The sequence below is a fragment of the Achromobacter sp. ACM05 genome (assembly GCF_019218915.1).
GTDB lineage: Bacteria > Pseudomonadota > Gammaproteobacteria > Burkholderiales > Burkholderiaceae_B > Achromobacter > Achromobacter animicus.
This window is the reverse complement of the sequence record NZ_JAHUWQ010000004.1, coordinates 399,253-421,074: the sequence shown is the minus strand read 5'-3', so window position 1 is coordinate 421,074 and position 21,822 is coordinate 399,253. Positions and strand designations below refer to the sequence as shown.

General features: G+C 67.2%; 18 protein-coding genes. 5 read left to right on the top strand and 13 right to left on the bottom strand.

Translation table 11 applies throughout. The features are described from left to right. Nucleotides 1-66: 66 nt before the first annotated feature. The 3 genes from KW836_RS24145 to KW836_RS24135 all read right to left on the bottom strand — a co-directional run bounded on the left by KW836_RS24145 (nt 67) and on the right by KW836_RS24135 (nt 2,651). Nucleotides 67-765: a DUF6776 family protein gene (locus KW836_RS24145; RefSeq protein ID WP_175123318.1), complete on the bottom strand. Its 699-nt coding sequence runs from the start codon at nt 763-765 to the stop codon at nt 67-69. Nucleotides 766-924: 159 nt separating this feature from the next. Further along, entirely contained in the window at nt 925-1,611 is a 687-nt protein-coding gene (murU, locus tag KW836_RS24140; protein WP_218344986.1) for an N-acetylmuramate alpha-1-phosphate uridylyltransferase MurU, read from the bottom strand. Next, nucleotides 1,611-2,651, bottom strand: coding sequence for an aminoglycoside phosphotransferase family protein (locus tag KW836_RS24135; RefSeq protein WP_218344985.1), 1,041 nt, complete (start codon nt 2,649-2,651; stop codon nt 1,611-1,613). The genes murU and KW836_RS24135 overlap by 1 nt, the downstream gene beginning before the upstream one ends. A gap of 169 nt (nt 2,652-2,820) precedes the next feature. Between KW836_RS24135 and KW836_RS24130 the strand changes: the two genes are divergently transcribed. Genes KW836_RS24130 through rsmA form a run of 3 tightly spaced genes read left to right on the top strand, consistent with a single transcriptional unit; the run spans nt 2,821 to nt 7,601 of the window. After that, the gene (locus KW836_RS24130) at nt 2,821-5,202 is read left to right on the top strand and encodes an LPS-assembly protein LptD (RefSeq protein ID WP_218344984.1); all 2,382 of its coding nucleotides are present in this window, start codon (nt 2,821-2,823) and stop codon (nt 5,200-5,202) included. Then, complete coding sequence (locus KW836_RS24125) at nt 5,199-6,791, top strand: peptidylprolyl isomerase (protein WP_175123314.1); 1,593 nt, start codon at nt 5,199-5,201, stop codon at nt 6,789-6,791. Before KW836_RS24130 ends, KW836_RS24125 begins: the two co-directional genes overlap by 4 nt. An 18-nt stretch (nt 6,792-6,809) precedes the next feature. Next, nucleotides 6,810-7,601: a 16S rRNA (adenine(1518)-N(6)/adenine(1519)-N(6))-dimethyltransferase RsmA gene (gene rsmA, locus KW836_RS24120; protein ID WP_175123313.1), complete on the top strand. Its 792-nt coding sequence runs from the start codon at nt 6,810-6,812 to the stop codon at nt 7,599-7,601. A 118-nt stretch (nt 7,602-7,719) separates the two neighbouring features. Here the strand turns inward: rsmA and KW836_RS24115 are convergent, their stop codons facing one another. Then, nucleotides 7,720-8,862, bottom strand: a complete 1,143-nt coding sequence (locus KW836_RS24115) for a glycerate kinase (protein WP_218344983.1) — start codon at nt 8,860-8,862, stop codon at nt 7,720-7,722. Between the two features lie 106 nt (nt 8,863-8,968). On the opposite strand from KW836_RS24115, the gene pyk reads away from it, so the two are divergent. After that, nucleotides 8,969-10,411 (top strand): pyruvate kinase, encoded by a 1,443-nt coding sequence (pyk, locus tag KW836_RS24110; RefSeq protein ID WP_175123311.1) that lies wholly within the window; start codon nt 8,969-8,971, stop codon nt 10,409-10,411. Nucleotides 10,412-10,466: 55 nt separating this feature from the next. Here the strand turns inward: pyk and KW836_RS24105 are convergent, their stop codons facing one another. After that, nucleotides 10,467-11,696, bottom strand: a complete 1,230-nt coding sequence (locus KW836_RS24105; RefSeq protein ID WP_175123310.1) for a nucleoside recognition domain-containing protein — start codon at nt 11,694-11,696, stop codon at nt 10,467-10,469. Nucleotides 11,697-11,839: 143 nt separating this feature from the next. On the opposite strand from KW836_RS24105, the gene KW836_RS24100 reads away from it, so the two are divergent. Beyond that, nucleotides 11,840-14,083, top strand: a complete 2,244-nt coding sequence (locus KW836_RS24100; RefSeq protein WP_218344982.1) for an acyl-CoA dehydrogenase — start codon at nt 11,840-11,842, stop codon at nt 14,081-14,083. Between the two features lie 257 nt (nt 14,084-14,340). Here the strand turns inward: KW836_RS24100 and def are convergent, their stop codons facing one another. From def to glyQ, 8 genes are read right to left on the bottom strand one after another with little or no spacing between them, the layout of a single operon-like run. Further along, on the bottom strand, nt 14,341-14,874 hold the full coding sequence (gene def, locus KW836_RS24095) for a peptide deformylase (protein WP_152383492.1): 534 nt from the start codon (nt 14,872-14,874) through the stop codon (nt 14,341-14,343). A gap of 14 nt (nt 14,875-14,888) precedes the next feature. Further along, nucleotides 14,889-15,284 carry a lactoylglutathione lyase gene (gene gloA / locus KW836_RS24090; RefSeq protein ID WP_063955180.1) on the bottom strand — a complete coding sequence of 132 codons (396 nt, stop codon included), beginning with the start codon at nt 15,282-15,284 and terminating at the stop codon, nt 14,889-14,891. Between the two features lie 11 nt (nt 15,285-15,295). Further along, nucleotides 15,296-16,438: a 2-aminoethylphosphonate--pyruvate transaminase gene (locus KW836_RS24085; RefSeq protein WP_218344981.1), complete on the bottom strand. Its 1,143-nt coding sequence runs from the start codon at nt 16,436-16,438 to the stop codon at nt 15,296-15,298. Between the two features lie 46 nt (nt 16,439-16,484). Continuing rightward, nucleotides 16,485-17,510: a M48 family metallopeptidase gene (locus KW836_RS24080; RefSeq protein ID WP_218344980.1), complete on the bottom strand. Its 1,026-nt coding sequence runs from the start codon at nt 17,508-17,510 to the stop codon at nt 16,485-16,487. Then, nucleotides 17,497-18,225, bottom strand: coding sequence for a 1-acyl-sn-glycerol-3-phosphate acyltransferase (locus KW836_RS24075; RefSeq protein WP_175138872.1), 729 nt, complete (start codon nt 18,223-18,225; stop codon nt 17,497-17,499). The genes KW836_RS24080 and KW836_RS24075 overlap by 14 nt, the downstream gene beginning before the upstream one ends. A 4-nt stretch (nt 18,226-18,229) precedes the next feature. Then, entirely contained in the window at nt 18,230-18,769 is a 540-nt protein-coding gene (gmhB, locus tag KW836_RS24070) for a D-glycero-beta-D-manno-heptose 1,7-bisphosphate 7-phosphatase (RefSeq protein WP_218344979.1), read from the bottom strand. Further along, complete coding sequence (gene glyS, locus KW836_RS24065; RefSeq protein WP_218344978.1) at nt 18,766-20,904, bottom strand: glycine--tRNA ligase subunit beta; 2,139 nt, start codon at nt 20,902-20,904, stop codon at nt 18,766-18,768. Before glyS ends, gmhB begins: the two co-directional genes overlap by 4 nt. After that, entirely contained in the window at nt 20,905-21,816 is a 912-nt protein-coding gene (gene glyQ / locus KW836_RS24060) for a glycine--tRNA ligase subunit alpha (RefSeq protein WP_062683440.1), read from the bottom strand. Between the last annotated feature and the right edge of the window lie 6 nt (nt 21,817-21,822).

The following is a 21,822-nucleotide window of genomic DNA, read 5'->3' as shown; positions in this document are numbered from 1 at the left end:
GTTTTGGGGGCCAGGTCAGGCCGCGAAAGGGGCCTTCAGTGGCACATGCTTTTAGTTGCGCACGCCTCAGTTGCGTACGTTGTAGATGCGCATCGCCTGCTGTTTCTGGTTGGGGTCCAGCACACGCAGCACCACGACCCGTGCGGTGAACCCGTCGGGCAGCTTGAGCTGGCCCAGCGCGTAGTCGTAGCGGTCGACCGTAAGCGCGGGGCCTTCCGGCGTCACGGTGGCGGCGCGGCCGTTGGGGTAGGAGCCTTCGATGGCGAAGGTCAGCGTGCCCTTGAAGGGCGCGCCCGTGCGGTCTTCGCGCATCACCAGCACCTGATAGTCCAGCAGGCCGGGGGCGCGCTTGAAGCTGGCCGATCGGATGCCGATGTTGCCGCCGCGAGGATCGGGCGGCATGGCGTCCTGGAACAGCACCAGTTCCTTGTTCAGCGTTTCGATCTTGGCGCGGGATTCCGCCAGGTCGGTGGTCAGCTTTTCGTGGCCGGCCTTGTTGGCGTCGCGCTGCTGGGTGGCTTCTTCAAGCTGGGTCTGCAGGCGCTGGCGCTCCATGTTGGAGGCGCTGAGCTCGCTGTGCAACTGTTCGGATTGTTCGACGGTCAGGCGTTGCGGGCCGTAATTGGTTTGCAGGAAGAGCACACCGCCCGCGCCAAGCGCAATGCCAACCATCAGCAGGACGAGCCAGCGCGGCATGCGGCGCGTGCGTTGCCCCGGCTGGTATACGGAGGGCTTGAACGTGGCCCGTTGCGATCTTCCAAACATCCCCATTCCTAGAAAACTTCCTGTGTTTATGCCTGTGGGCAAGCGGCGCGCGCATGCCAAAGCGTCAGAGAATACCCCGTTAGCCGGGGGCGATGGTGCGCAGACAAGCCTCGTTGCGCACCTTGATATTGTGAAATATGTGGGCGTCAGCCAGCCCTGTCAGGCGGCCGTGCCAGCCAGTTCCGCGTCCAGGTCGGCAAGCCGCTGCGGGGTGCCGACATCCGTCCATCGGCCCGCATGCCGGGCGCCGTGCACCTGGTCCTGGCCCATCGCCTGCCTGAGCAGCGGCGCCAGCGGCGCTGCTTCGCCGCGCGGGACGTCCGCGAACAACGAAGGATGGTAGACGCCCACGCCGGCAAAGGTCAAACGCGGCTCGCCGTGGGCCAGCACACGCCCATCAGCCGTCAGGACGAAGTCGCCGGCAGGATGGTGCGCGGGGTTGTCCACCAAAAGCAGCCAGGCGCCGCCCCGCGCCACAAGGCTCGCGGCGTCTTGCGCGGCGGCCGGATCCCAGTCGCACCAGATGTCGCCATTGATGACGAGGAACGGGTCGTCGCCCAAGAGGGGGAGCGCCTGCGCAATGCCGCCGGCGGTTTCCAGCGCGGTGGCTTCGGCCGAATAGCGGATGCGCACGCCCTGCGCGGCGCCATCGCCCAGCCCGCGTTCGATCTCGTGGCCAAGCCAGGCATGGTTGATGACGATGTCGCGGATACCGGCCGCGGCCAGGCGTTCCAGGTGCCAGACGATCAGCGGCTTGCCGCCCACCGGCAGCATGGGTTTGGGCAGGCGGTCGGTCAGCGGGCGCATGCGTTCGCCGCGGCCCGCGGCGAGGATCATGGCGCGCATCAGAACGTGTATCCGACGCTGACCTGGCGGTCGTCCAGGCGATCCAGCAGGCGCAGGAGCGGCGTGAAGACGCCGTAGCGCTGCGCCACCTGGCGGACGTAGCCGTTCACGCGCGGCATGTGCGCCAGGTAGTGCGCCTTGCCGTCGCGGTGGTTCAGGCGCGCGAAGACACCCAGGATCCGCAGGTTGCGCTGCAGGCCCATCCATTCATAGGCACGGTGGAATTCGGCGAAATCGGCGTCGACGGGCAGGCCGGCCGCGCGCGCCATTTCCCAGTAGCGGATCGCCCAGTCGAGCTGTTGCGGTTCTTCCCAGGTGGTCCGGGCGTCGGTCACCAGCGACGCCAGGTCGTAGGTGATGGGGCCGGCCAGCGCATCCTGGAAGTCGATGACCCCCGGGTTGGGGCCGTACTGCGGCTGGTCGCAGACCATCAGGTTGGGCGAATGGAAATCGCGGTGCACCAGCACCTGGGGCTGCCCGCCGTTGCTGGCCGACAGCAGGGCGAAGATCTTTTCCAGGGCATTGGCGGTCTTGTCGTCCAGCGTGACGCCGTGGTGCTTCTGCACGTACCACTCGGGGAACAGTTTCAGCTCGTCGGCCAGGCGCGTGCTGTCGTAGGTGCCCAGGCCGTCGGTCGAGGACTTTTGCAGCTTGACCAGGGCGGCCAGCGCCTCGCGGTACAGCGTCTGCAACTGGGCGTCGTCCAGACCGTCCTGGATGCGCTGATAGTAGGTTTGTTCGCCCAGGTCGGACAGCAGGAGCAGGCCCTGGTCCAGGTCCTGCGCCAGCACCGCCGGCACGTTCAGGCCGGCGTCCGCCAGCAGCTTGTCCACGTGCAGGAAGGGGCGGCAGTCCTCGTGCTGGGGCGGGGCGTCCATGACAATCAGGGTGCGCGATCCGGCGTCCAGCCTGAAGTACCGGCGAAAGCTTGCGTCAGCCGACGCGGGGCGCAGCGTCTCCACGGCCAGGTTCAGGGCAGGGGGCAGGCCTTGCAGCCAGTTGCGCACCTGCGCCAAGCGGGGGTCGTGATCGTTTTTCAAGGAAGATCCGTGTCAGAAGGGCAAAATTGCGGAAATTTCGATTTGGCGAACATAAGGCTGGGCGTTGTTCGCGGCTTCTCTATAATACCGGCTCATTTCCGTCAGCATTGGCCCCCCCGTGGGCGCCTTTGTCCGGCTCTCCCGTGGTCTAAAAGGGCTGTTTTCATTCGTGCGCAAGGTTCCGTGGTTGATCCTCTCTGTTGTCAGCGTCGCCGCCGGAGCCGCCCAGGCTCAAGGTAGCCCGGGCACCGCTGCTTCCGCGCCGTCGGTCACGTCAACCCCCCAGCTGCGCACGTCTCCGGGTCTGCGCATGCACCGGTTGCCCGACGAGAGCATTCCCGCTTTCATGGAAGCGGACACCATTTCGGGCGACCCCGACTACGAGCTCACGCTGTCCGGCAACGCGCAGGTGCGCCGCATCGACGGCGTGATCAAGGGCGACGAGATCAATTACCGCAAGGACACCGGCAAGGTCGACGTGCGCGGCAACGCCCGCATGATGCGCGACGGCACGCTGGTGACCGGCCCGAACGCCACGTTCAACGTGGACCGGTATTCCGGCGAAGTCGAAAAACCCAACTTCTGGCTGGGCGCCACGGGCGGCTTTGCCGTCGCCGACCACGCGGACATCTTCAGCAAGTCGCAGATGCGGCTGCACACGGTGACGTACAGCGGCTGCCCGTGCGAAAACCCGTCCTGGTACATCAAGGCCAATTCGGTCGATATCGACTTCGACGAAAACGAAGGCGTGGCCCGCGGCGGCGTGCTGTATTTCAAGGACGTGCCCATCCTCGCATCGCCTTACATGACCTTCCCGGTCAAGCGCGAGCGCAAGTCGGGCTTCCTGATTCCGACGTACGGCACGACCAGCCAGGGCGGCTTCGACATTTCGATCCCGTACTACTTCAACCTGGCGCCCAATTACGACCTGACGGTGCAGCCGCGCTACTTTTCCAAACGCGGCACCCAGCTGGGCGGCGAGTTCCGCTATCTGGGGTCGAGCTATGCGGGCACCATCGATGGCACCTACTTGCCCGATGACCATGTCACCGGCGAAGACCGCTGGATGTACTGGTGGCGTCACCAACAGACGTTCTCGCATGGTTTTTATACCGACTGGGACGTGGCCAGGGTCTCGGACGACAATTACTACCGCGATATTTCGCAGCTGGGCCTGAACCAGGCCTCGACCACCTATCTGCCGCAACGTGGCCGGGTAGGCTGGGCATCCCGCTATTGGAGCACCTATGCCCAGGTCTATAAGTATCAGACGCTGCAGGATCCGGATGCGCCGCTAGTTCCGCCGTACAACAAGGAACCCGAGTTGTACCTGCGAGGTGCCCGGTACGACTGGGGCGGCTTCGATGTCGATTGGACCTCGACGGCCGTGCGTTTCAAAATGCCGGAGTTCGGCGCCGTAAGCCGGTATCCCGACGGGGACCGTCTTCAGACCTATCTGTCGGCGTCCTATCCGATCGTGCGTCCCGGCTGGTTCATCATCCCGAAGGCCGGCGTCAACTACACCGATTACCAGACCAAATGGTATGGCGTGGATACGCTCGGCTTGAACGGCGGCAACGCAGCCGGCCTGCCGCGTTCGCAGTCGCGCACACTGCCCATCATGTCCGTCGATGCCGGCCTGATCTTCGAGCGTGACGCGACGCTTTTCGGCAAGTCCTCCACACAGACCCTCGAACCCCGCCTGTATTACCTGCGCGTGCCGTATCGTGACCAATCCAAGCTGCCCGTGTTCGACACGTCGCTGGCCGATTTCAGCTTCTCGCAGGCCTTCGAGGAAAACATTTACACCGGCGGCTGGGACCGAATCGCCAACGCCAACCAGCTCACCGCGGCGCTGACCACGCGTTGGCTGGATGCCGACACCGGTTTCGAGCGCATGTCGCTGGGCGTCGCCCAACGTCTGTACTTCGAGGACCAGGAAGTCACGCTGCCCGGCGAAACGCCGCGCGAGAACGTGCGCTCCGACTTCCTGGTGGGCGCCAGCGCGGCCCTGACCGATACGCTGTCCACCGACCTTGCGGCGCAATACAACCCCTACGACAACAACTGGTCGCGCGGGCTCGTGAGCGCGCGCTGGTCGCCGCAGCGTCTCACCACCGTTGCCCTGGCGTACCGTTACCAGCGCGATCCGCAGCAAGGCGTGCTCTACCAGCCCCAAGGCCAGAACCAGGTCAGCCTGGCGGTCCAGTGGCCGTTCAGCAAGCGCTGGTACGGCGTGGGCCGGGTGGACTACTCTTTGCGTTCAGGTCCGTCCAGCACGGTGGCCAACACGACGGAATCTCCCCGCGTGACGCAGGCCATTGCCGGCCTGGAGTACAAGGGCGACTGCTGCTGGGTGGGTCGCATGGTCTACCAGCGCTACGCCGTATCGGCGGCGGACACCAACTCCGCGCTGTTCTTCCAGCTTGAGCTCACGGGCCTGGGTTCCCTCGGAACCGACCCGATGAACCTGCTGAACAGAAGTATCCCCGGTTACACGCGCGTCACGCCGCCCGCGCAGGCCGGGACCACATTTGAAAGGTATGAATGATGCGTAGGTTGCACTCTTTGCGCCGCCTCTCCGGCAATGCGCTGCTGCTGGCCTTGTGCGCCGGCTTGCCCGCCGCTCATGCGGCCGAGCAGACCGCCCGCGGCGCGAACAGCGCCAAGGCCGCTCCGGCTGCGCAGAACAAGGAAGCGCCCGCGCCCAAGGGCGAGCAGTTCGTGGACGGCATTGCCGCGATCGTCGACAAGGATGTGATCACGCTGCGCGAACTGCGCGACGCTTCCCAGCGCATCGCAGGCGAACTCAAATCGCGTGGCATCCAGGTGCCGGACGACCAGACGCTGCAACACCAGGTGCTGCAGCGTCTCATCATGGAGCGCGTGCAGCGCCACGAAGCCGACCGCCTCGGCATCCGCGTGGATGACGCCCAGATCGACACCGCCATCCAGGCCATCGCCGCGCGCAACAAGATCACCGTGGCGCAACTGCGCCAGGAGCTCGAGAAGGCCGGCACGTCCTGGGACGGTTACCGCAAGTCGCTGCGTGACGAGATCCGCTCGGATCGCCTGCGTCAGCGCGCGGTCGATTCGACCATCGTCATCTCCGACGCTGAAGTCGACGCCTTCCTGAAGGACCAACGCCGCAACCCGGCTTTCGGCGCGGCTCCCCCGCAGGCTCAGCAACCGCAACCCCAGGCGCAACCGCAGCCCGCGCCCGAGCAGGCCGCCGCGCCCGCCGGTCCCATGCTGTACGCGCTTGCGCAGATTCTGGTGCGCGTGCCCGAAGGCTCGTCGCCCGAACAATTGGCGCTGCTGCGCAAGAAGGCCGAAGGCCTGCTGGCGCAAGCCAAGCGTGGCGACGACTTCGCCAGCCTTGCCGCGGCGGCGTCCGACGGTCCCGAGGCGCTGCAGGGCGGCGTCATGGGCGTGCGTCCGCTGGACGGCTGGCCCGACCTCTTCGTCAAGGCCATCAGCAACCTGCAGAAGGGCCAGGTCAGCCAGCTCATCCAGAGCGGCAACGGTTTCCACATCATCAAGGTGATGGACCGCGGCACCGCCCAGCCCGCGCCCAGCCGCACGGCTCGCGCGCCGGCGCCCCAAGCCGCTCCGCAACCGGCTCCGCAGCCGGCCGCGCGCGCGCAGGCGCCGCAGGGTCCCACGCAGGTCGTTCAAACGCGCGCGCGCCACATCCTGATCAAGACGTCGACCGTCATGAGCGATGAACTGGCCCGCCAGCGCCTGGAGCAGGTTCGCCAGCGACTGGTGAACGGCAGCGCCAAGTTCGAGGAAATGGCGCGCCAGTATTCGCAGGACGCCACCGCGCCGCAAGGCGGCGAACTCGGCTGGCTGAACCCGGGTGAAACCGTGCCGACGTTCGAGGCCGCGATGAACGCGCTGCAACCTGGCGAAATCAGCCAACCCGTGCAGACGCCGTTCGGTTGGCACCTGATCGAGGTCGAAGAACGCCGCGATCACGATGCGACCGACGATCTGGCCCGCATGCGCGCGCGCCAGACGCTGTTCGAGCGCCGTGCCCAACCGGCCTTTGAAGACTGGCTCGAGCAACTGCGTGCGCAGGCGTACGTCGACAACCGCCTCGAAAAGCAACAGAAGATCCAGCAGAACAACCGCTAAACGCATTACGGGCTTTTCATGTCTCAACACCAGGCGCGCAAGCGCTTTGGCCAGAACTTCCTGACCGACGACAGCGTCGTCGAGTCCATCGTCCGGGCGGTTGCGCCCGCCCGCGACGATGCCGTGGTCGAAATCGGCCCAGGCCTGTCCGCGCTGACGCGGCCGCTGCTCGAGCGCCTGGACCATCTCACCGCCGTCGAAATCGACCGCGATCTGGCCGCCCGCCTGCGCAAGCAGTTCGAGGCTTCGCGCCTGACGGTCGTCGAGGCCGACGCGCTGACGGTGGATTTCTCGCAGTTCGGCGGCGCGCTGCGCGTTGTGGGCAACCTGCCCTACAACATCTCCAGCCCGTTGCTGTTCCACCTGATGACGTGGGCCGACCACATCCGCGACCAGCATTTCATGCTGCAGCGCGAAGTGATCGACCGCATGGTGGCCAAGCCCGGCTCCGGCGATTTCAGCCGCTTGTCCGTGATGCTGCAGTCGCGCTATCGCATGCACAAGCTGTTCGACGTGCCGCCCGAGGCCTTTGATCCGCCGCCCAAGGTGGTGTCGGCCATCGTGCGCATGGTGCCTCTACCGGCGGACCGCCTGCGGCCCATCAGCGAGCGTGCATTCGAAACCGTCGTGGCACGCGCCTTTTCGCAGCGCCGCAAGATGCTGCGTCGGGTGCTGGCTGACTGGGCGCCGCAGGTGCCCTGGGAAGCGCTTGAAATTGCGCCCACCGCGCGTGCCGAGGATATTTCGGTGGACCGCTACATCCGCCTGTCGGATGCGCTGGTCGAAGCCGGGGTGTTGGCGCGCGATTGACGTCTTTTCTGTATGACAAGGCAATGCAAAAAGGCCCCTCGGGGCCTTTTTGCTTTTCCGCGCTAAGGCGGGGCGGCAACGTCGCCGGCATGCACGGCGAGGGCAGCCGGGTGCCGGATCACAGCATGCGTTTCTGCGCCGCCATCCATAGCTGCATCACGTCCCGCGCCCGGTCGGTCAGCAGGCGCTCGGCGTCCACCAAAGCCTGCTGCAACGTGATCGGGCCTGGGGCCAGACTGAATGCGGCGCTGATGCCGCAGCTGTGCAGGGCCTCGTAGCCTTCTCCCAGCGAACCGGCCAGCGCTACGACGGGTACGCCCGCGCGCTGCGCAATCCTGGCGACGCCGGCGGGCGTCTTGCCCCGCAGGGTCTGTGCGTCCATCCGGCCTTCGCCGGTGAAAACCAGCGTTGCGCCTTCCACCGCGTCGGCCAGGCCACCCAGTTCCGCGACGATTTCCACCCCGGGGCGGAAGTGCGCATTGAGAAACGCCTTGGCGGCAAAACCCAGGCCGCCCGCAGCGCCGGCGCCGGGCGCATCGCGGTGATCCGCGTTCAGATGCCGGGCGCAGACGTCGGCAAAGTGGCCCAGCATCGAGTCCAGCTTCTGCACCTGTTCCGGCGTCGCGCCTTTTTGCGGACCGAAGACATGTGAGGCGCCCTGCGGACCGCACAAGGGGTTGTCGACGTCGGAGGCGATGTCGATGCGGACCTGCGCCAGCCGCGGGTCCAGGCCGCGAGTGTCGATCGAGGCAAGCTGTCCCAGCGCGCCGCCGCCCGGCGGCAGGCTGTTGCCGCCCGCGTCCAGCAGGCGCAGGCCCAGCGCCGTCAGCATGCCGGCGCCCGCGTCGTTGGTGGCCGATCCGCCAAGGCCGAGGATGATGCGCGTGGCGCCCGCGTCCAGCGCCGCGCGCATCAATTCGCCCACGCCGTGGCTGCTGGCGCGCATCGGGTCGCGCTTTGCCGGTGCAATCAATTCAAGCCCCGCCGCAGCGGCCATCTCGATGATGGCGGTGCCGTCTTCCAGCAGTCCCCAGACGGCATCGACCTTGTGCCCGAGCGCGTCGTTGACCGCGATCTGCCGCTCCTTGCCGCCTGTGGCCGCGAGGACGGCTTCTACGGTGCCTTCGCCGCCGTCAGCCATTGGGACGCAAACCGTATGCGCGCCGGGAAAGGCTGCCTTGACGCCGCGCGCAATGGCGGTGGCCGCATCCGGCGCGGAAACGCTTTCTTTGAACGAGTCGGGAGCGATGACGATTTTCACGGGTGTCGTTGGGCGCGTTGAGGGTCGGAAATGTCACCCATGATACCCGTGGCAACGCGGCCGGCGTACCATAGCGCTTTCGTTGTTTTTGCGAGAGTGGACCGCCATGCCTGTATTGCGCCGCACCAAAATTGTCGCCACCCTGGGACCCTCGACCTCGTCGCCCGAACGCATCGACGCGATGATTCGCGCCGGGCTGGACGTGGCGCGGCTGAACTTCTCGCACGGCAGCGCGGACGATCACCGCGAACGCGCGCGCATGGTCCGCGAGATCGCCGCCAAGCAAGGCCGCTACGTCGCCATCATGGGCGACCTGCAGGGTCCCAAGATCCGCATCGCACGCTTTGTCGACAAGCTGGTGCATCTGCAGGTGGGCCAGCCGTTCACGCTGTCGCGCGTGCATCCCAAGGACGCGGGCACTGCCAGCATCGTGGGCATCGATTACCCCGAACTCGTCACCGACTGCCGCGTGGGCGACGAGCTGCTGCTCGATGACGGCCGCGTCGTGCTGGTCGTCGACCGCGTCGAAGGCGACGAGGTCCACACCACCGTCACGGTGGGCGGCCCGTTGTCCAACAACAAGGGCATCAACCGCCGCGGCGGCGGCCTGTCGGCGCCCAGCCTCACTGACAAGGACCGCGTCGACATCAAGCTGGCCGCTGAAATGGAACTGGACTACGTGGCCGTTTCGTTCCCGCGCTATGGCAGCGACATCGACGAGGCCCGCACCCTGCTTGCCGCCGCCGGCAGTCAGGCGTGGATCATTGCCAAGATCGAACGCGCGGAAGCCGTGGCCGACGACGAAGCCCTGGACGCGCTGATCCGCGCCAGCGACGGCGTCATGGTGGCGCGAGGCGACCTGGGCGTGGAAGTGGGCGACGCCGAACTCGTGGGCATCCAGAAGCGCATCATCCAGCACGCGCGCACGCTGAACAAGGTCGTCATCACCGCCACGCAGATGATGGAGTCGATGATCTCCAGCCCCATGCCGACCCGTGCCGAAGTCTCCGACGTGGCGAACGCAGTGCTGGACTACACCGATGCCGTCATGCTGTCGGCCGAAAGCGCGTCGGGCCAGTACCCGGTGGAAACCGTGCAGGCCATGGCCCGAGTGTGCCTCGGCGCCGAAAAGCACCCCACCTCGACCAAATCGCACCACCGCGTGGGCGAAACCTTCACGCGCTGCGACGAAACCATCGCGCTGGCGGCCATGTATGCGGCCAACCATTTCCCCGGCGTGAAAGCCGTCATCGCGTTGACCGAAAGCGGCCACACCCCGCTCATCATGTCGCGCATCCGCTCAGGCGTGCCTATCTACTGCTACAGCCCGCACAGCGTGACGCAGAACCGCGTAACCATGTTCCGCGGCGTGTACACGATTCCGTTCTCGCCGTCGGACTACGATCCCGCGGACCTGTCCAACGCCGCCATCGACGAACTGCGCAAGCGCAATCTGGTGCAGACGGGCGACTGGGTCATCCTGACCAAGGGCGATTTCTACCGCGACAGCGGTGGCACCAACGGGATGAAGATTCTGCTGGTGGATTGAAGCGGACGCGTTGCGGCGCGGCGCGGGCGTGAATGCCGGCCGCCGCGCCCTGCGGTCAACCAAAGAACCAGTAGCAGACGCCGATCGCGGCCAGCACGCCGGCCAGGTCGGCGATCAGCGCGCAGCCCACTGCATGGCGGGCGCGCAGGATCCCCACCGATCCGAAATACACCGCCAGGACGTAGAACGTGGTCTCGGTGCTGCCTTGCACCACCGCAGCCAGCAGCGCCGGGAAGCTGTCCACGCCAAAGTGCGTCATGGTTTCCAGCATCATCGCGCGCGCCGCGCTGCCCGAGAACGGTTTGACCAGCGCGGTGGGCAACGCGTCCACAAACCGCGTGTCCCAGTTGGCCTGCGCGGCCACCCAGCGGATGCCGTCCAACAGGAAGTCCAGCGCGCCCGACGCGCGCAGCACGCCCACGGCGCAAAGCATTGCCACCAGATAGGGCAGCAGGCTCTTGGCGATGTCGAATCCTTCCTTCGCGCCCTCGATGAAGGCCTCGTACACGGGCACCTTTTTCCAGGCGCCCACGATCAGAAACGCCAGCAGAATGCCGAACAGCGTCAGGTTGCCCATCAGCGAGGACAGCGAGGAGATAGCGGCCGCCGACATGCTGGCCAGCAGCGCCATGAACCCGCCCAGCACCAACGCGGCGCCGCCCAGCCACAGCATGATGACGGGATCGGCCAGGCGCAGGCGCTGGCACAGCGCCACCGCCAGAAAACCGGCCAGCGTGGACGCGCTGGTGGCCAGCAGGATGGGCAGAAACACCAGCGTGGGATCGGGCGCGCCCTGTTGCGCGCGGAACATGAACAGCGTGACGGGCAAGAGCGTCAGCGACGACGCATTGAGCACCAGGAACAGGATCTGCGCATTGGTGGCGGTGTCGGGCTTGGGGTTGAGCGATTGCAGCTCGCGCATGGCGCGCAGGCCGATGGGCGTGGCGGCGTTGTCCAGCCCGAGGCCATTGGCCGCGAAGTTCAGCGTGATGAGGCCGATGGCCGGATGATTGCGCGGCACCTCGGGCATCAGACGCGCGAACAGCGGTCCCAGCAACCGCGCCAGCTTTTCGACGAGGCCCGCGCCTTCGGCGATGCGCAGGAAACCAAGCCACAGCGTCAGTGTGCCAAACAGCAGCACCATCACTTCCACGGACACGCGCGCCATGTCGAACAGGCTGGCGACCATCTGGCGAAAGACCTCGGGATCTCCAATGACCAGCCAGCGGTACAGCGCGGCCGCGGCAGCGGTAAGGAAGAATCCAAGCCAGAGTTTGTTCAGCATGCGGACGTGCCCGGACAGCGGTTGATTGCGCATCAGCGCGGCGACGCTCATTGTCGCAGAGTCGGTAAGCCGCAGCTTGGCCGCACGGCGCCAATTCTGGTACTTTGCCCCGATACGTCTTGTAGCGAACCACAGGGGGACCCATGGATTTCAACGCCTGGCGCCGGCGCCGCATTTCGGAACCCGCATACCGCTGGGCCCGCAATGCATTGCCGGCCATGTCGGCCACCGAACGCGAAGCCATCGAAGCCGGCGACAGCTGGTGGGACGCCGACCTGTTCACGGGCAACCCCGACTGGCGCAAGCTCCTCGCCGTGCCGCCCGCGACGTTGACGTCCGATGAGCAACGATTCATCGACGGCCCCGTGCGGCAGCTTTGCGGCATGCTGGACGAATGGGACATCTCGTGGAACCGCCGCGATCTGCCGCCGCAGGTCTGGGAGTTCCTGAAGGCGCAGCGCTTCTTCGGCATGATCATTCCGCGGCGCCATGGCGGCCTGGGCTTTTCGCCGTACGCGCACTCCGAGGTCGTGCGCCGCATTTCCGCCTATTCCATCACCGCCGGCGTCACGGTCATGGTGCCGAATTCGCTGGGACCCGGTGAGCTGCTCATGCAGTTCGGCACGCAGGCGCAGCGCGATTACTGGCTGCCGCGGCTGGCCGACGGCCGTGAAGTCCCGTGCTTCGGCCTGACCAGTCCCGAAGCCGGATCGGACGCGGCTTCGATGGTCGATACCGGCGTCGTGTGCCGCCAGGTCGTGGACGGCCGAGAGCTCATCGGCATCCGGCTCAACTGGCACAAGCGCTACATCACGCTGGGGCCGGTGGCCACCGTGCTGGGGCTGGCGTTCAAGATGTCGGACCCCGACGGCATCCTGGGCGGCGCCAAGGACATCGGCATTTCCGTGGCGCTGGTCCCCACGGATGCGCCCGGCGTCGACATCGGCCGCCGCCACCTGCCTGCGATGCAGGTCTTCCAGAACGGGCCCAACTCGGGGCGCGACGTCTTCGTGCCGCTGGATGCGCTGATCGGCGGCGTGGAGCGCGCCGGGCAGGGCTGGCAGATGCTGATGAGCGCGCTGGCCGCCGGACGCGGCATTTCGCTGCCGTCGCTGTCGGCCGCCGCCGCGGCGATGTGCGCGCACACCACTGGCATGTACGCCAGGGTGCGCGAGCAGTTCGGCATACCGATCGGCAAATTTGAAGGCGTGCAGGAGCGGCTGGCCAGCCTGGCCGGCAACGCCTATCTGGTCGAGGCCGCGCGCCGCCTGACCTGCGCCGCGCTCAACCAGGGCGTCAAGCCCGCGGTCGTGTCCGGCATCATGAAATACCACGCCACCGAGCGCATGCGCACGTCGGTGAACGACGCGATGGACGTGCACGCGGGCCGCGCCGTCATGGACGGTCCCAGCAATTACCTCGGCTCGCTGTACCGCGCCGTGCCCATCGCGATCACGGTCGAGGGCGCCAACATCCTCACGCGTAATCTGATCATCTTCGGGCAAGGCGCCATCCGCGCCCATCCCTACCTGATGCCGGAGATCCTGGCGCTGGGCAATCCCGACGAGGAACGCGGCATCGAGGTCTTTCACGATGTCTTCTGGCGCCATCTGCGCCACGCGGGCATGAACACGCTGCGCGCGATTGGCCGCGCCTGGACGGGCGGCATGCTGGCGCCCGCGCCGGCCTCGGGACCGGTGGCAGGCCATTACCGGAGGCTGGGCCGGTATGCGTCGGGCTTTGCGCTGCTGGCGGACGCCACGCTGGCGCAATTGGGCGGCGGCCTGAAGCGCCGCGAAATGATCTCAGCCCGGCTGGGCGACATCCTGTCCGAACTCTATCTGCTGTCCGCCGTGCTCAAACGCTGGGAAGACGAAGGCCGCAAGCACGATGACCTGCCGCTGGTGCGGTGGTGCATGGCGCAAGGCTACGCCAGCATCGAGAAAAGCATGGATCAGGTGCTGCGCAACTTGCCGGTCAAGGCGCTGTCGTGGGGCCTTCGGGCGGCCATTCTGCCCTTGCGGCTGGCCAAGGGCCCGGACGACGCGCTCACGCGCGAATGCGCCGAGCTGCTGCTCAAGCCGTCGCCCACGCATGTGCGGCTGGCGGCCGACCTGCAGCGCGAGCCCGGCGATGATCCGTTGGGCCTGTTGACCCGCGCCTTCGCGCTGGCCGACGCGGTGCAACCGATCCGCGACCGTCTGCGGCAGTCCAACGTGCGCGACTGGCGCGAGGCCCATCGGCGCGGGGCGATCACGGACGCGCAGGCGGCGCAGCTCGAAGCCGCGGAAGCGACCGTGCTGAAGGTATTGCAGGTGGATGATTTTGCGCCGGAGGCGCTGACGCCGCAGGGCGAAGGGGCGCCGGTTCGCGCGCAGGAGCAGTAGCAGCCGGCACCGCAGCAACCGACACCGCAGCAACCGACACCGCAGCAACCGGAACCGCAGCAACCGGAACCGCAGCAACCGGAACCGCAGCAACCGGAACCGCAGCAACCGGCACCGCAGCAACCGGAACCGCAGCAACCGGAACCGCCGCAGCCGGAACCGCAGCAGCCGGAACCGCCGCAGCAACCGCCGCAATCGCCGCAACCGCCGCAACAGGAGAACGAGCCCCCCGCTGCGGCAAAGCCCGCCGATAACGCCTAGTCGTCCTGGTTCGGGTCCATGCCCGGAAACAGGATTTCAGTGAAGCCGAACTTCGTGAAATCCTGGATCCGGGACGGATACAGGCGCCCGATCAGGTGATCGCACTCGTGTTGCACGACGCGCGCATGAAAGCCCTCGGCTTCCCGTTCGATCAGCTGGCCGTACGGATCGCGGCCGCTGTAGCGGATGTGGCGGTAGCGCGGCACCAGGCCGCGCAGGCCGGGCACCGACAGGCAGCCTTCCCAGCCGTCTTCCATCTCGTCCGACAGCGGCGTGATGACCGGATTGCACAGGATCGTCTGCGGCACCGGCGGCGCGTCGGGATAGCGGTCGTTGCGGTCGAAACCGAAGATCACCAGTTGCAGGTCCACGCCGATCTGCGGCGCGGCCAGGCCCACGCCCTGCGCGGCCGCCATGGTCTCGAACATGTCGTCGATCAGGGCGTGCAGCTCAGGGGTGTCAAAACGATCCACGGGCGGCGCCACGCGCAGCAGCCGCGGGTCGCCCATTTTCAGGATGGGATGGATCATGGCCGGTGTCCGGGTCAGTCCTGGCGGTCTTTCTTCTGGATGAACTCGATCTTGTAGCCGTCGGGATCTTCCACGAAGGCGATGACCGTCTTGCCGTGCTTCATGGGGCCGGCTTCGCGGGTGACCTTGCCGCCGCGTTCCTTGACCTTGTCACAGGCTTCGTAGGCGTTGTCGACTTCCAGGGCGATGTGGCCGTAGCCGTTGCCCAGGTCGTACTTGTCGGTGTCCCAGTTGTGGGTCAGTTCGATGACGGCGCCATCGACTTCATCCTGGTAGCCCACGAAGGCCAGCGTGAACTTGCCGTCCGGGTAGTCGTTGCGGCGCAGAAGGCGCATGCCGAGCACGTTGGTGTAGAAGTCGATGGACTTGTCCAGGTTGCCGACGCGCAGCATGGTGTGGAGCAGACGCATGGGAAGTTTCCTTAAGCGGTGAGGGGTTGGGGGAAAAGCCGGGCATTTCCGGCGCGTTCCCGGGTGATTCCGATGTCGCGCAGCGCGCCGCCCATGGCGTCGACCGCCTGCCGCATCTGACTGGCGCCAAAGGCGCCGATGCAGCCGACCCGGAACGTGGGTTCTTCGGTGTTGGTGAAGTTGCTGATCACATAGCCGCGCTGCTTGAGCGCGTCCACGAAGAGCTGCAGGTGCCAGGTCGGGGCGTCCGGCGCGCGGACGTTGACGACGATGGGGCCTTGCAGCTCGGGCGGCAGGTATGGGGTCAGGCCAAGATCGATCACGCCATCATAGAGCGTGCGCATGTTGGCGGTGTAGCGCGCCAGCCGGGCCTCGCGGCCTTCCTGGCGGAACAGTTCCAGCGCCACGGCCAGCGCCGCCAGCGTGGGCGCGGCGGGCGTGAAGCGGGGCCCGGCGTTGGGCGCGAGCGTGTGCTGATAGATGTCCGCCAGGTCGAGCGACCAGCTTCCGGCGTTGCCGCGCGCGGCATCCAGGCTGTCGCGGCGCGCGACGACGAAGGCGGCGCCGGGCAGGCCTTCCAGGCATTTGTTCGCGGTCAGCACCACGGCGTCGACCGCGGGCAGGGCCCGCAGTTCGAGCGGCAGGGCCCCAAAGGCGGACACCGCGTCCACGATCACGCGGCGTCCCAGCGCATGGGCGATGCGCGCCAGATGAGGCACGTCGTGGCAGATGCCGCTGCCGGTTTCGCTGTAGACCAGCGCCAGGTGCGTGAGTGTCGGGTCGCGTTCCAGCGCGTCTGCAACCGCTTGCGGATCCACGCGCTCGGTCGTGCCCACCGCAAGCGGCACGGCGACGCGGCCGGCCTCGCCGGCCAGCTTCTGCAGACGGGCCGCATAGGCGCCGGTGGACGGCGCCAGCACGCGGCCGCCGGGCGGCACGAAAGTCCGGATGGCGGCTTCGACCGCGAAATGGCCGCAGCCGGGCAGGGCCAGCGCCACGTGTTCGTCCGCGCTGGCCTGCGCAATGGCCAGCACGCCGTCGCAGACCTGCCGGTACAGGGTTCGGAAATCGTTGTCCCACGGCGCATAGTCCTGCGCCATGGCGGCCTTCACCCGCGCATCGGCCGTGACCGGGCCCGGAATCAGCAGCAACATTTCGATTCTCCTCGGAGCGCGATAGACGCTGGTGTGCCCCGGCGCCTCAGAACTGAGGCAGCGAGGCGGGATCGTGACGCCGCAGGATGTTCTTGGCGTCTTCGAAGTCGGGCAGGATCTGGCCCACTTCGCGCCAGAAGTCCTGACTGTGGTTCATCTCGCGCAAATGGGCAAGCTCGTGCGCGATGACGTAATCGATGATGGCGGGGGCGAAATGGATCAGGCGCCAGTTCAGCATGATGTTGCCGTCGCTGGTGCAGGAGCCCCAGCGGGTGGCGGCCGACGACAGGCGCCAGCGGCGGATCTTCAGCCCGCTGATCTGCAGGAAGTGGGCCAGCCGCGTGCCGAACCAGGCGCCCGCGCGCTGTTGCAGCCAGGCTTGCGCCGCATCGCGGATGCGGCCCTGGTCGGCATTGGATGGCAGCGCCAGCCACAGCGTGTCGCCATCCTGCGGCGCATCGGCGTCGCCGGACAGATTGGCCTGGCGGCTGTCGCCGCCCACGCCGATGATGATGCGGCGGCCCAGATACGGGAGTTCGCCGCCTGCCTGCCAGCGCGTGTGCGCCATCGCAAGCTGCTGCTTGCGGGCATGCCATTCACGCAGCTTGGTCAGGATCCAGCGGGATTTCTCGCGCACGGCGTCGTCGATCTGCGTCAGCGTCACCCAGTTGGGGGCGGTGACGCGCAGGCCGTCGTCGGTGATGACGAAGCCGATGCTGCGCCGCCGCGAGCGCAGCAGCACGAAACCAATGGGTTGCTGTTCGGTGGGCACCTCGCGCCAGCGCGCGCCGGGCGGCAGCGGGTCGGGGCAGGGCGTGGGCACACGTGAGGCGGCGTTGGGCGAGAGCGTCAGCAGCGGCTCGCCGGTGGCTGCGGGCGCCTTGGCGGCATCGGGAAACAGGTTGGCGGGCGTGACGGGCCGGGGAGTGTCTGGACGGTGAGCCTGGGGCCCGGCGGACGGCGCCCGGGGGGCGGCCGTCGGCGTCGGCACGGCGATCAACGGCGGCGCGCCCGCGGGCGCGTCGTCTTCCTGCGTACCAAACAGGAGTTCTAGCTGATCAGTGCTGGGCATACCTTTCGGGGTTGAGACGCCGCATTTCCCCTTCGATCCAGTCCTGAACCTTCTGGTTCAGTTCTTCGGGGGTAAGACCCTTGGATTCTATCGCGGGACCGATCGACAGGGTGACCATGCCGGGATACTTGACGAAAGCGTTGCGGCGCCAGCATTCGCCGGCGTTGTGCGCCACGGGAATGACCACGGCGCCGGTGCGCGACGCGAGCAGCGCCCCGCCCATCTTGAAACGCCCGGCCTGGCCCGGCGGCACGCGCGTGCCTTCGGGAAACAGCAGCGGCCAGCGGCCTTCGTTCAAACGGGTCTGGCCTTGCTTGACCACCTGTTCGAAGGCGTCGCGGCCCTTGGCGCGGTCAATGGCGATCATGCGCAAGAGCGCCAGGCCCCACCCGAAGAACGGCACCATGTGCAGCTCTTTCTTATAAACGAAGCAGACCTCGCGCGGCATGTAGGCCGGGAAGAACAGGGTTTCCCAGGCCGACTGGTGCTTGGACAGCAGCACCGCGGGGCCGTCGGGCAGGTTTTCCCAGCCCTTGACCTGCCAGCGGATGCCGCAGAAGACCTTGGCGCCCCAGATGGCCAGGCGGGGCCAGCCCACCGTGAGCTTGTAGCGCCAGTGCAGCGGCAGCGGCGCCCACAGGATGCAGGCGAAGGCGTACGGGATGACCGTGACGGCCAGGAACACGAAATACAGGAAGGAACGAAGCCGGGCCATCGGGTCACGCGTCCTGCAGCAGGGCGTCGGCCACGGCCGACAGGTCGTTGCAGACGCGCGTGTTGTCCGGCAGTCCGCCCTTGGCTTGCGTCTTGGCGCCGTTGCCCGTCAGCACCAGCCACGGCGAGCACCCGGCGGCCGACGAGGCCTGCAGGTCGCGCAGCGAATCGCCCACGGCCGGGACACCGGCCAGATCGATGTCGTAGCGATGACCGATCTGCTCGAACATGCCGGGACGCGGCTTGCGGCAGGTGCAGTCGTCGTCGGGGCCGTGCGGGCACATGAAGATGGCATCGACGCTGCCGCCTACCGCGGCGAGCTCGCGTCGCATCTTGGTGTGGATGGCCGTCAGCGTGTCCATGTCGAACAGGCCGCGCGCCAAGCCCGATTGGTTGGTGGCAATTACCACCTTCCAGCCGGCCTGCGTGAGGCGCGCGATGGCCTGCAGGCTGCCCGGCAGCGCGATCCATTCGTCGGGCGTCTTGACGAAGGCGTCGCTGTCCTGATTGATGACGCCGTCGCGGTCGAGGATGATGAGCTTCACTGGGCGAGCCTGGAAATGTCGGCGACCTGGTTCATCAGGCCATGCAGTTGGGCCAGGAGCGCGAGCCGGTTGGCGCGCACGGCCGGGTCTTCGGCCATGACCATGACGTCGGCAAAGAACGCGTCGACCGGTTCGCGGGCCTGGGCCAGCGTGGACAGGCTGCCGGCGAAGTCGCCGTCGGCAAGCTGCGCCTCGGCCTTGGGACGCAGGGCGGCCACGGCGGTGGCCAGGGCCTTTTCGGCCGGCTCCACCAGCGCGGCGTCGTTCACCGCGCCGATCTCGCCTTCGGCCTTCTTGAGCAGGTTGCCGATGCGCTTGTTGGCGGCGGCCAGGCTGGCGGCCTCGGGCAGCTGCGCAAACGCGGCGGCGGCGCGCACGCGCTCGGCCACCTGGTGCAGCGGCGGGGTCAGCGCGATCACGGCCTCGACGGCGTTGCGGTCGAAGTCGTTGATGAGCTGATTGCGATAGCGCTCATAAATGAAGGTGCGGACCTCGGCCAGCGTGTCGCCCGGAATCTTGTCCGCCGGGAATGTGCCGGCGGCCAGCTGCAGCAGGCCGTCCAGCGTCAGCGGACCGTTCTGGCTGATCTTCAGCCAGCCGCCCGCGGCCAGTTGTTCGAAGGCGCTGATCAGGCCCAACGCGGCGCGGCGCAGGCCGAAGGGGTCGCGTTCGCCGGTGGGGGCCAGGCCGATGGCCCAGATGCCGACCAGCGTTTCGACGCGTTCGGCGATGAACAGCGTGGCGGCGGTCAGGGTGTCCTGCGTGACCGGCGCGTCGTAGCGGTTGCGGTATTGGGTGCGCAGGGCCTCGACGACGCTGGCGGGCTCGCCGTCGCCGGCGGCGTAGTACGCGCCCATGATGCCTTGCAGTTCGGGGAATTCACCGACCATGTTCGAACCGAGGTCGGCCTTGGCCAGCATGGCGGCGCGGTCGGCGGCGGACACGTCGCCGCCCAGTTCGCCGGCGATGCCGCGGGCGATGGCGCGCACGCGCTCGACGCGCTCGAGCTGGGTGCCCAGCTTGTTGTGATAGACGATGGAGCCCAACTGTTCGACACGTGCGGCCAGCGGCGTCTTGCGGTCGGTTTCAAAGAAGAACTGCGCGTCGGCCAGGCGCGGGCGCACCACGCGCTGGTTGCCTTCGACGATGTTCACCGGGTTGTCGGTGCGCATGTTGCTCACGATCAGGAAGCGGTGCGTGAGACGGCCGGTTGCCGGATCGAACAGCGGGAAGTACTTCTGGTTCAGCCGCATGGTCAGGATCAGGCATTCCTGCGGCACCTGCAGGAACTGTTCCTCGAACTGGCCCACGTAGACGGTGGGGTGTTCGACCAGCGCGGTCACTTCATCAAGCAGCGCGGCCACTTCGGGGTCGTCGCCCAGCGTGGCGGACAGGCGGGTCGCTTCTTCTTGCAGCTGGCGCTGGATCTCGGCGCGGCGCGTCTCGAACGACGCCACGACGTGGCCCTTTTCCGCCAGCGTGGCAACGTAGGCGTCGGCATCGGCGATGGCAACGGCGCCCTCGCTCATGAAGCGGTGGCCCAGGGTTTCGCGGCCGGCGGCCAGGCCCAGCGCCGACACCGGCACCACGTCCGCGCCGAACAGGGCGATCAGGCCATGCGCCGGGCGCACGAACTTGACGGTGGAGACGCCGTCGGCCAATTGGTAACGCATCACCTTGGGGATGGGCAGGCCGTCGATGGCGGCTTCGATGCCTTCCTGCAGGCCGGCGGCCAGTTGCGCACCCGCGGCCGTGCCGCGCGCCACCAGGTAGTCCTGCTTGCCGTCGGATTCACGGTCCAGCGTGGCGAGGTCGATGTTTTCAAGGCCCTTGGCGGCCAGCTTCTTTTGCAGTGCAGGCGTGGCCTTGCCGTCTTCGGTCAGGCCGATCTTCACGGGCATCAGCTTTTCGGCATAGGCCTGGTCGGGCGCCTGCGCCAGCACGGCGGACAGGTGGACGGCCAGGCGGCGCGGCGTCGAGTACGGCGTCACGGCGCAGCCTTCGGCCAGCAGGCCGTGGCGGTCCAGCGTGGCGCGCACGCCTTCGGCAAAGGCCTGGCCCAGCTTCTGCAGGGCCTTGGGCGGGAGTTCTTCGGTCAGCAGTTCGACCAGCAGCGGGCGGATGTTCGTCGTCATTTATGCAGCCTCCCCGGCGGCCTTGTCGCGGCCCAGCATGGGAAAGCCCAGTCGTTCGCGGGAATCGTAGTAGGCCTGCGCGACGGCGCGCGACAGGTTGCGGATGCGGCCGATGTAGGCGGCGCGCTCGGTCACGCTGATCGCGCCGCGCGCGTCCAGCATGTTGAAGGTGTGCGCGGCTTTCAGCGCGGCCTCGTAGGCCGGCAGCGCCAGCGGCACGTCCATCAGGCGCTTGGCCTCGGCTTCGTAGTCGTTGAAATGCGCAAACAGCATCTCGGCCGACGAGTGTTCGAAGTTGTAGGTGGATTGCTCGACTTCGTTCTGGTGGAACACGTCGCGGTACAGCACGCGGTTGCCGTTGGCGCCTTCCGTCCAGACCAGGTCGTACACGCTTTGCACGTCCTGCAGGTACATGGCCAGGCGTTCCAGGCCGTAGGTGATTTCACCGGTGGTGGGCGTGCAGTCCAGGCCGCCGACCTGCTGGAAATACGTGAACTGCGTCACTTCCATGCCGTTCAGCCAGACTTCCCAGCCCAGGCCCCAGGCGCCGAGCGTGGGGTTTTCCCAGTCGTCCTCGACGAAGCGGATGTCGTGCTGCGTGGGATCGATGCCCAGCGCCTTCAGCGAACCGATGTACAAATCCAGGATTTCCGGGGGCGCGGGCTTGAGCACGACCTGGTACTGGTAGTAGTGCTGCAGGCGGTTGGGGTTCTCGCCGTAGCGGCCATCCTTCGGGCGGCGGGACGGCTGCACATAGGCGGCGCGCCAGGGCTCCGGGCCGATCGCGCGCAGGAACGTGGCCGTGTGCGAGGTGCCGGCGCCGACTTCCATGTCGTAGGGCTGCAGCAGGGCGCAACCCTGTTTGTCCCAGTATTCCTGGAGCGTAAGGATGATTTGCTGAAAGGTGAGCATAGGATT

Bases quoted from the DNA above. Each gene is read 5' to 3' on its own strand.
- KW836_RS24145 (WP_175123318.1), bottom strand. From the start codon at position 765: ATGTTTGGAAGATCGCAACGGGCCACGTTCAAGCCCTCCGTATACCAG.
- murU (WP_218344986.1), bottom strand. From the start codon at position 1,611: ATGCGCGCCATGATCCTCGCCGCGGGCCGCGGCGAACGCATGCGCCCG.
- KW836_RS24125 (WP_175123314.1), top strand. From the start codon at position 5,199: ATGATGCGTAGGTTGCACTCTTTGCGCCGCCTCTCCGGCAATGCGCTG.
- rsmA (WP_175123313.1), top strand. From the start codon at position 6,810: ATGTCTCAACACCAGGCGCGCAAGCGCTTTGGCCAGAACTTCCTGACC.
- pyk (WP_175123311.1), top strand. From the start codon at position 8,969: ATGCCTGTATTGCGCCGCACCAAAATTGTCGCCACCCTGGGACCCTCG.
- KW836_RS24105 (WP_175123310.1), bottom strand. From the start codon at position 11,696: ATGCTGAACAAACTCTGGCTTGGATTCTTCCTTACCGCTGCCGCGGCC.
- KW836_RS24100 (WP_218344982.1), top strand. From the start codon at position 11,840: ATGGATTTCAACGCCTGGCGCCGGCGCCGCATTTCGGAACCCGCATAC.
- def (WP_152383492.1), bottom strand. From the start codon at position 14,874: ATGATCCATCCCATCCTGAAAATGGGCGACCCGCGGCTGCTGCGCGTG.
- gloA (WP_063955180.1), bottom strand. From the start codon at position 15,284: ATGCGTCTGCTCCACACCATGCTGCGCGTCGGCAACCTGGACAAGTCC.
- KW836_RS24085 (WP_218344981.1), bottom strand. From the start codon at position 16,438: ATGTTGCTGCTGATTCCGGGCCCGGTCACGGCCGATGCGCGGGTGAAG.
- KW836_RS24080 (WP_218344980.1), bottom strand. From the start codon at position 17,510: ATGCCCAGCACTGATCAGCTAGAACTCCTGTTTGGTACGCAGGAAGAC.
- KW836_RS24075 (WP_175138872.1), bottom strand. From the start codon at position 18,225: ATGGCCCGGCTTCGTTCCTTCCTGTATTTCGTGTTCCTGGCCGTCACG.
- glyS (WP_218344978.1), bottom strand. From the start codon at position 20,904: ATGACGACGAACATCCGCCCGCTGCTGGTCGAACTGCTGACCGAAGAA.
- glyQ (WP_062683440.1), bottom strand. From the start codon at position 21,816: ATGCTCACCTTTCAGCAAATCATCCTTACGCTCCAGGAATACTGGGAC.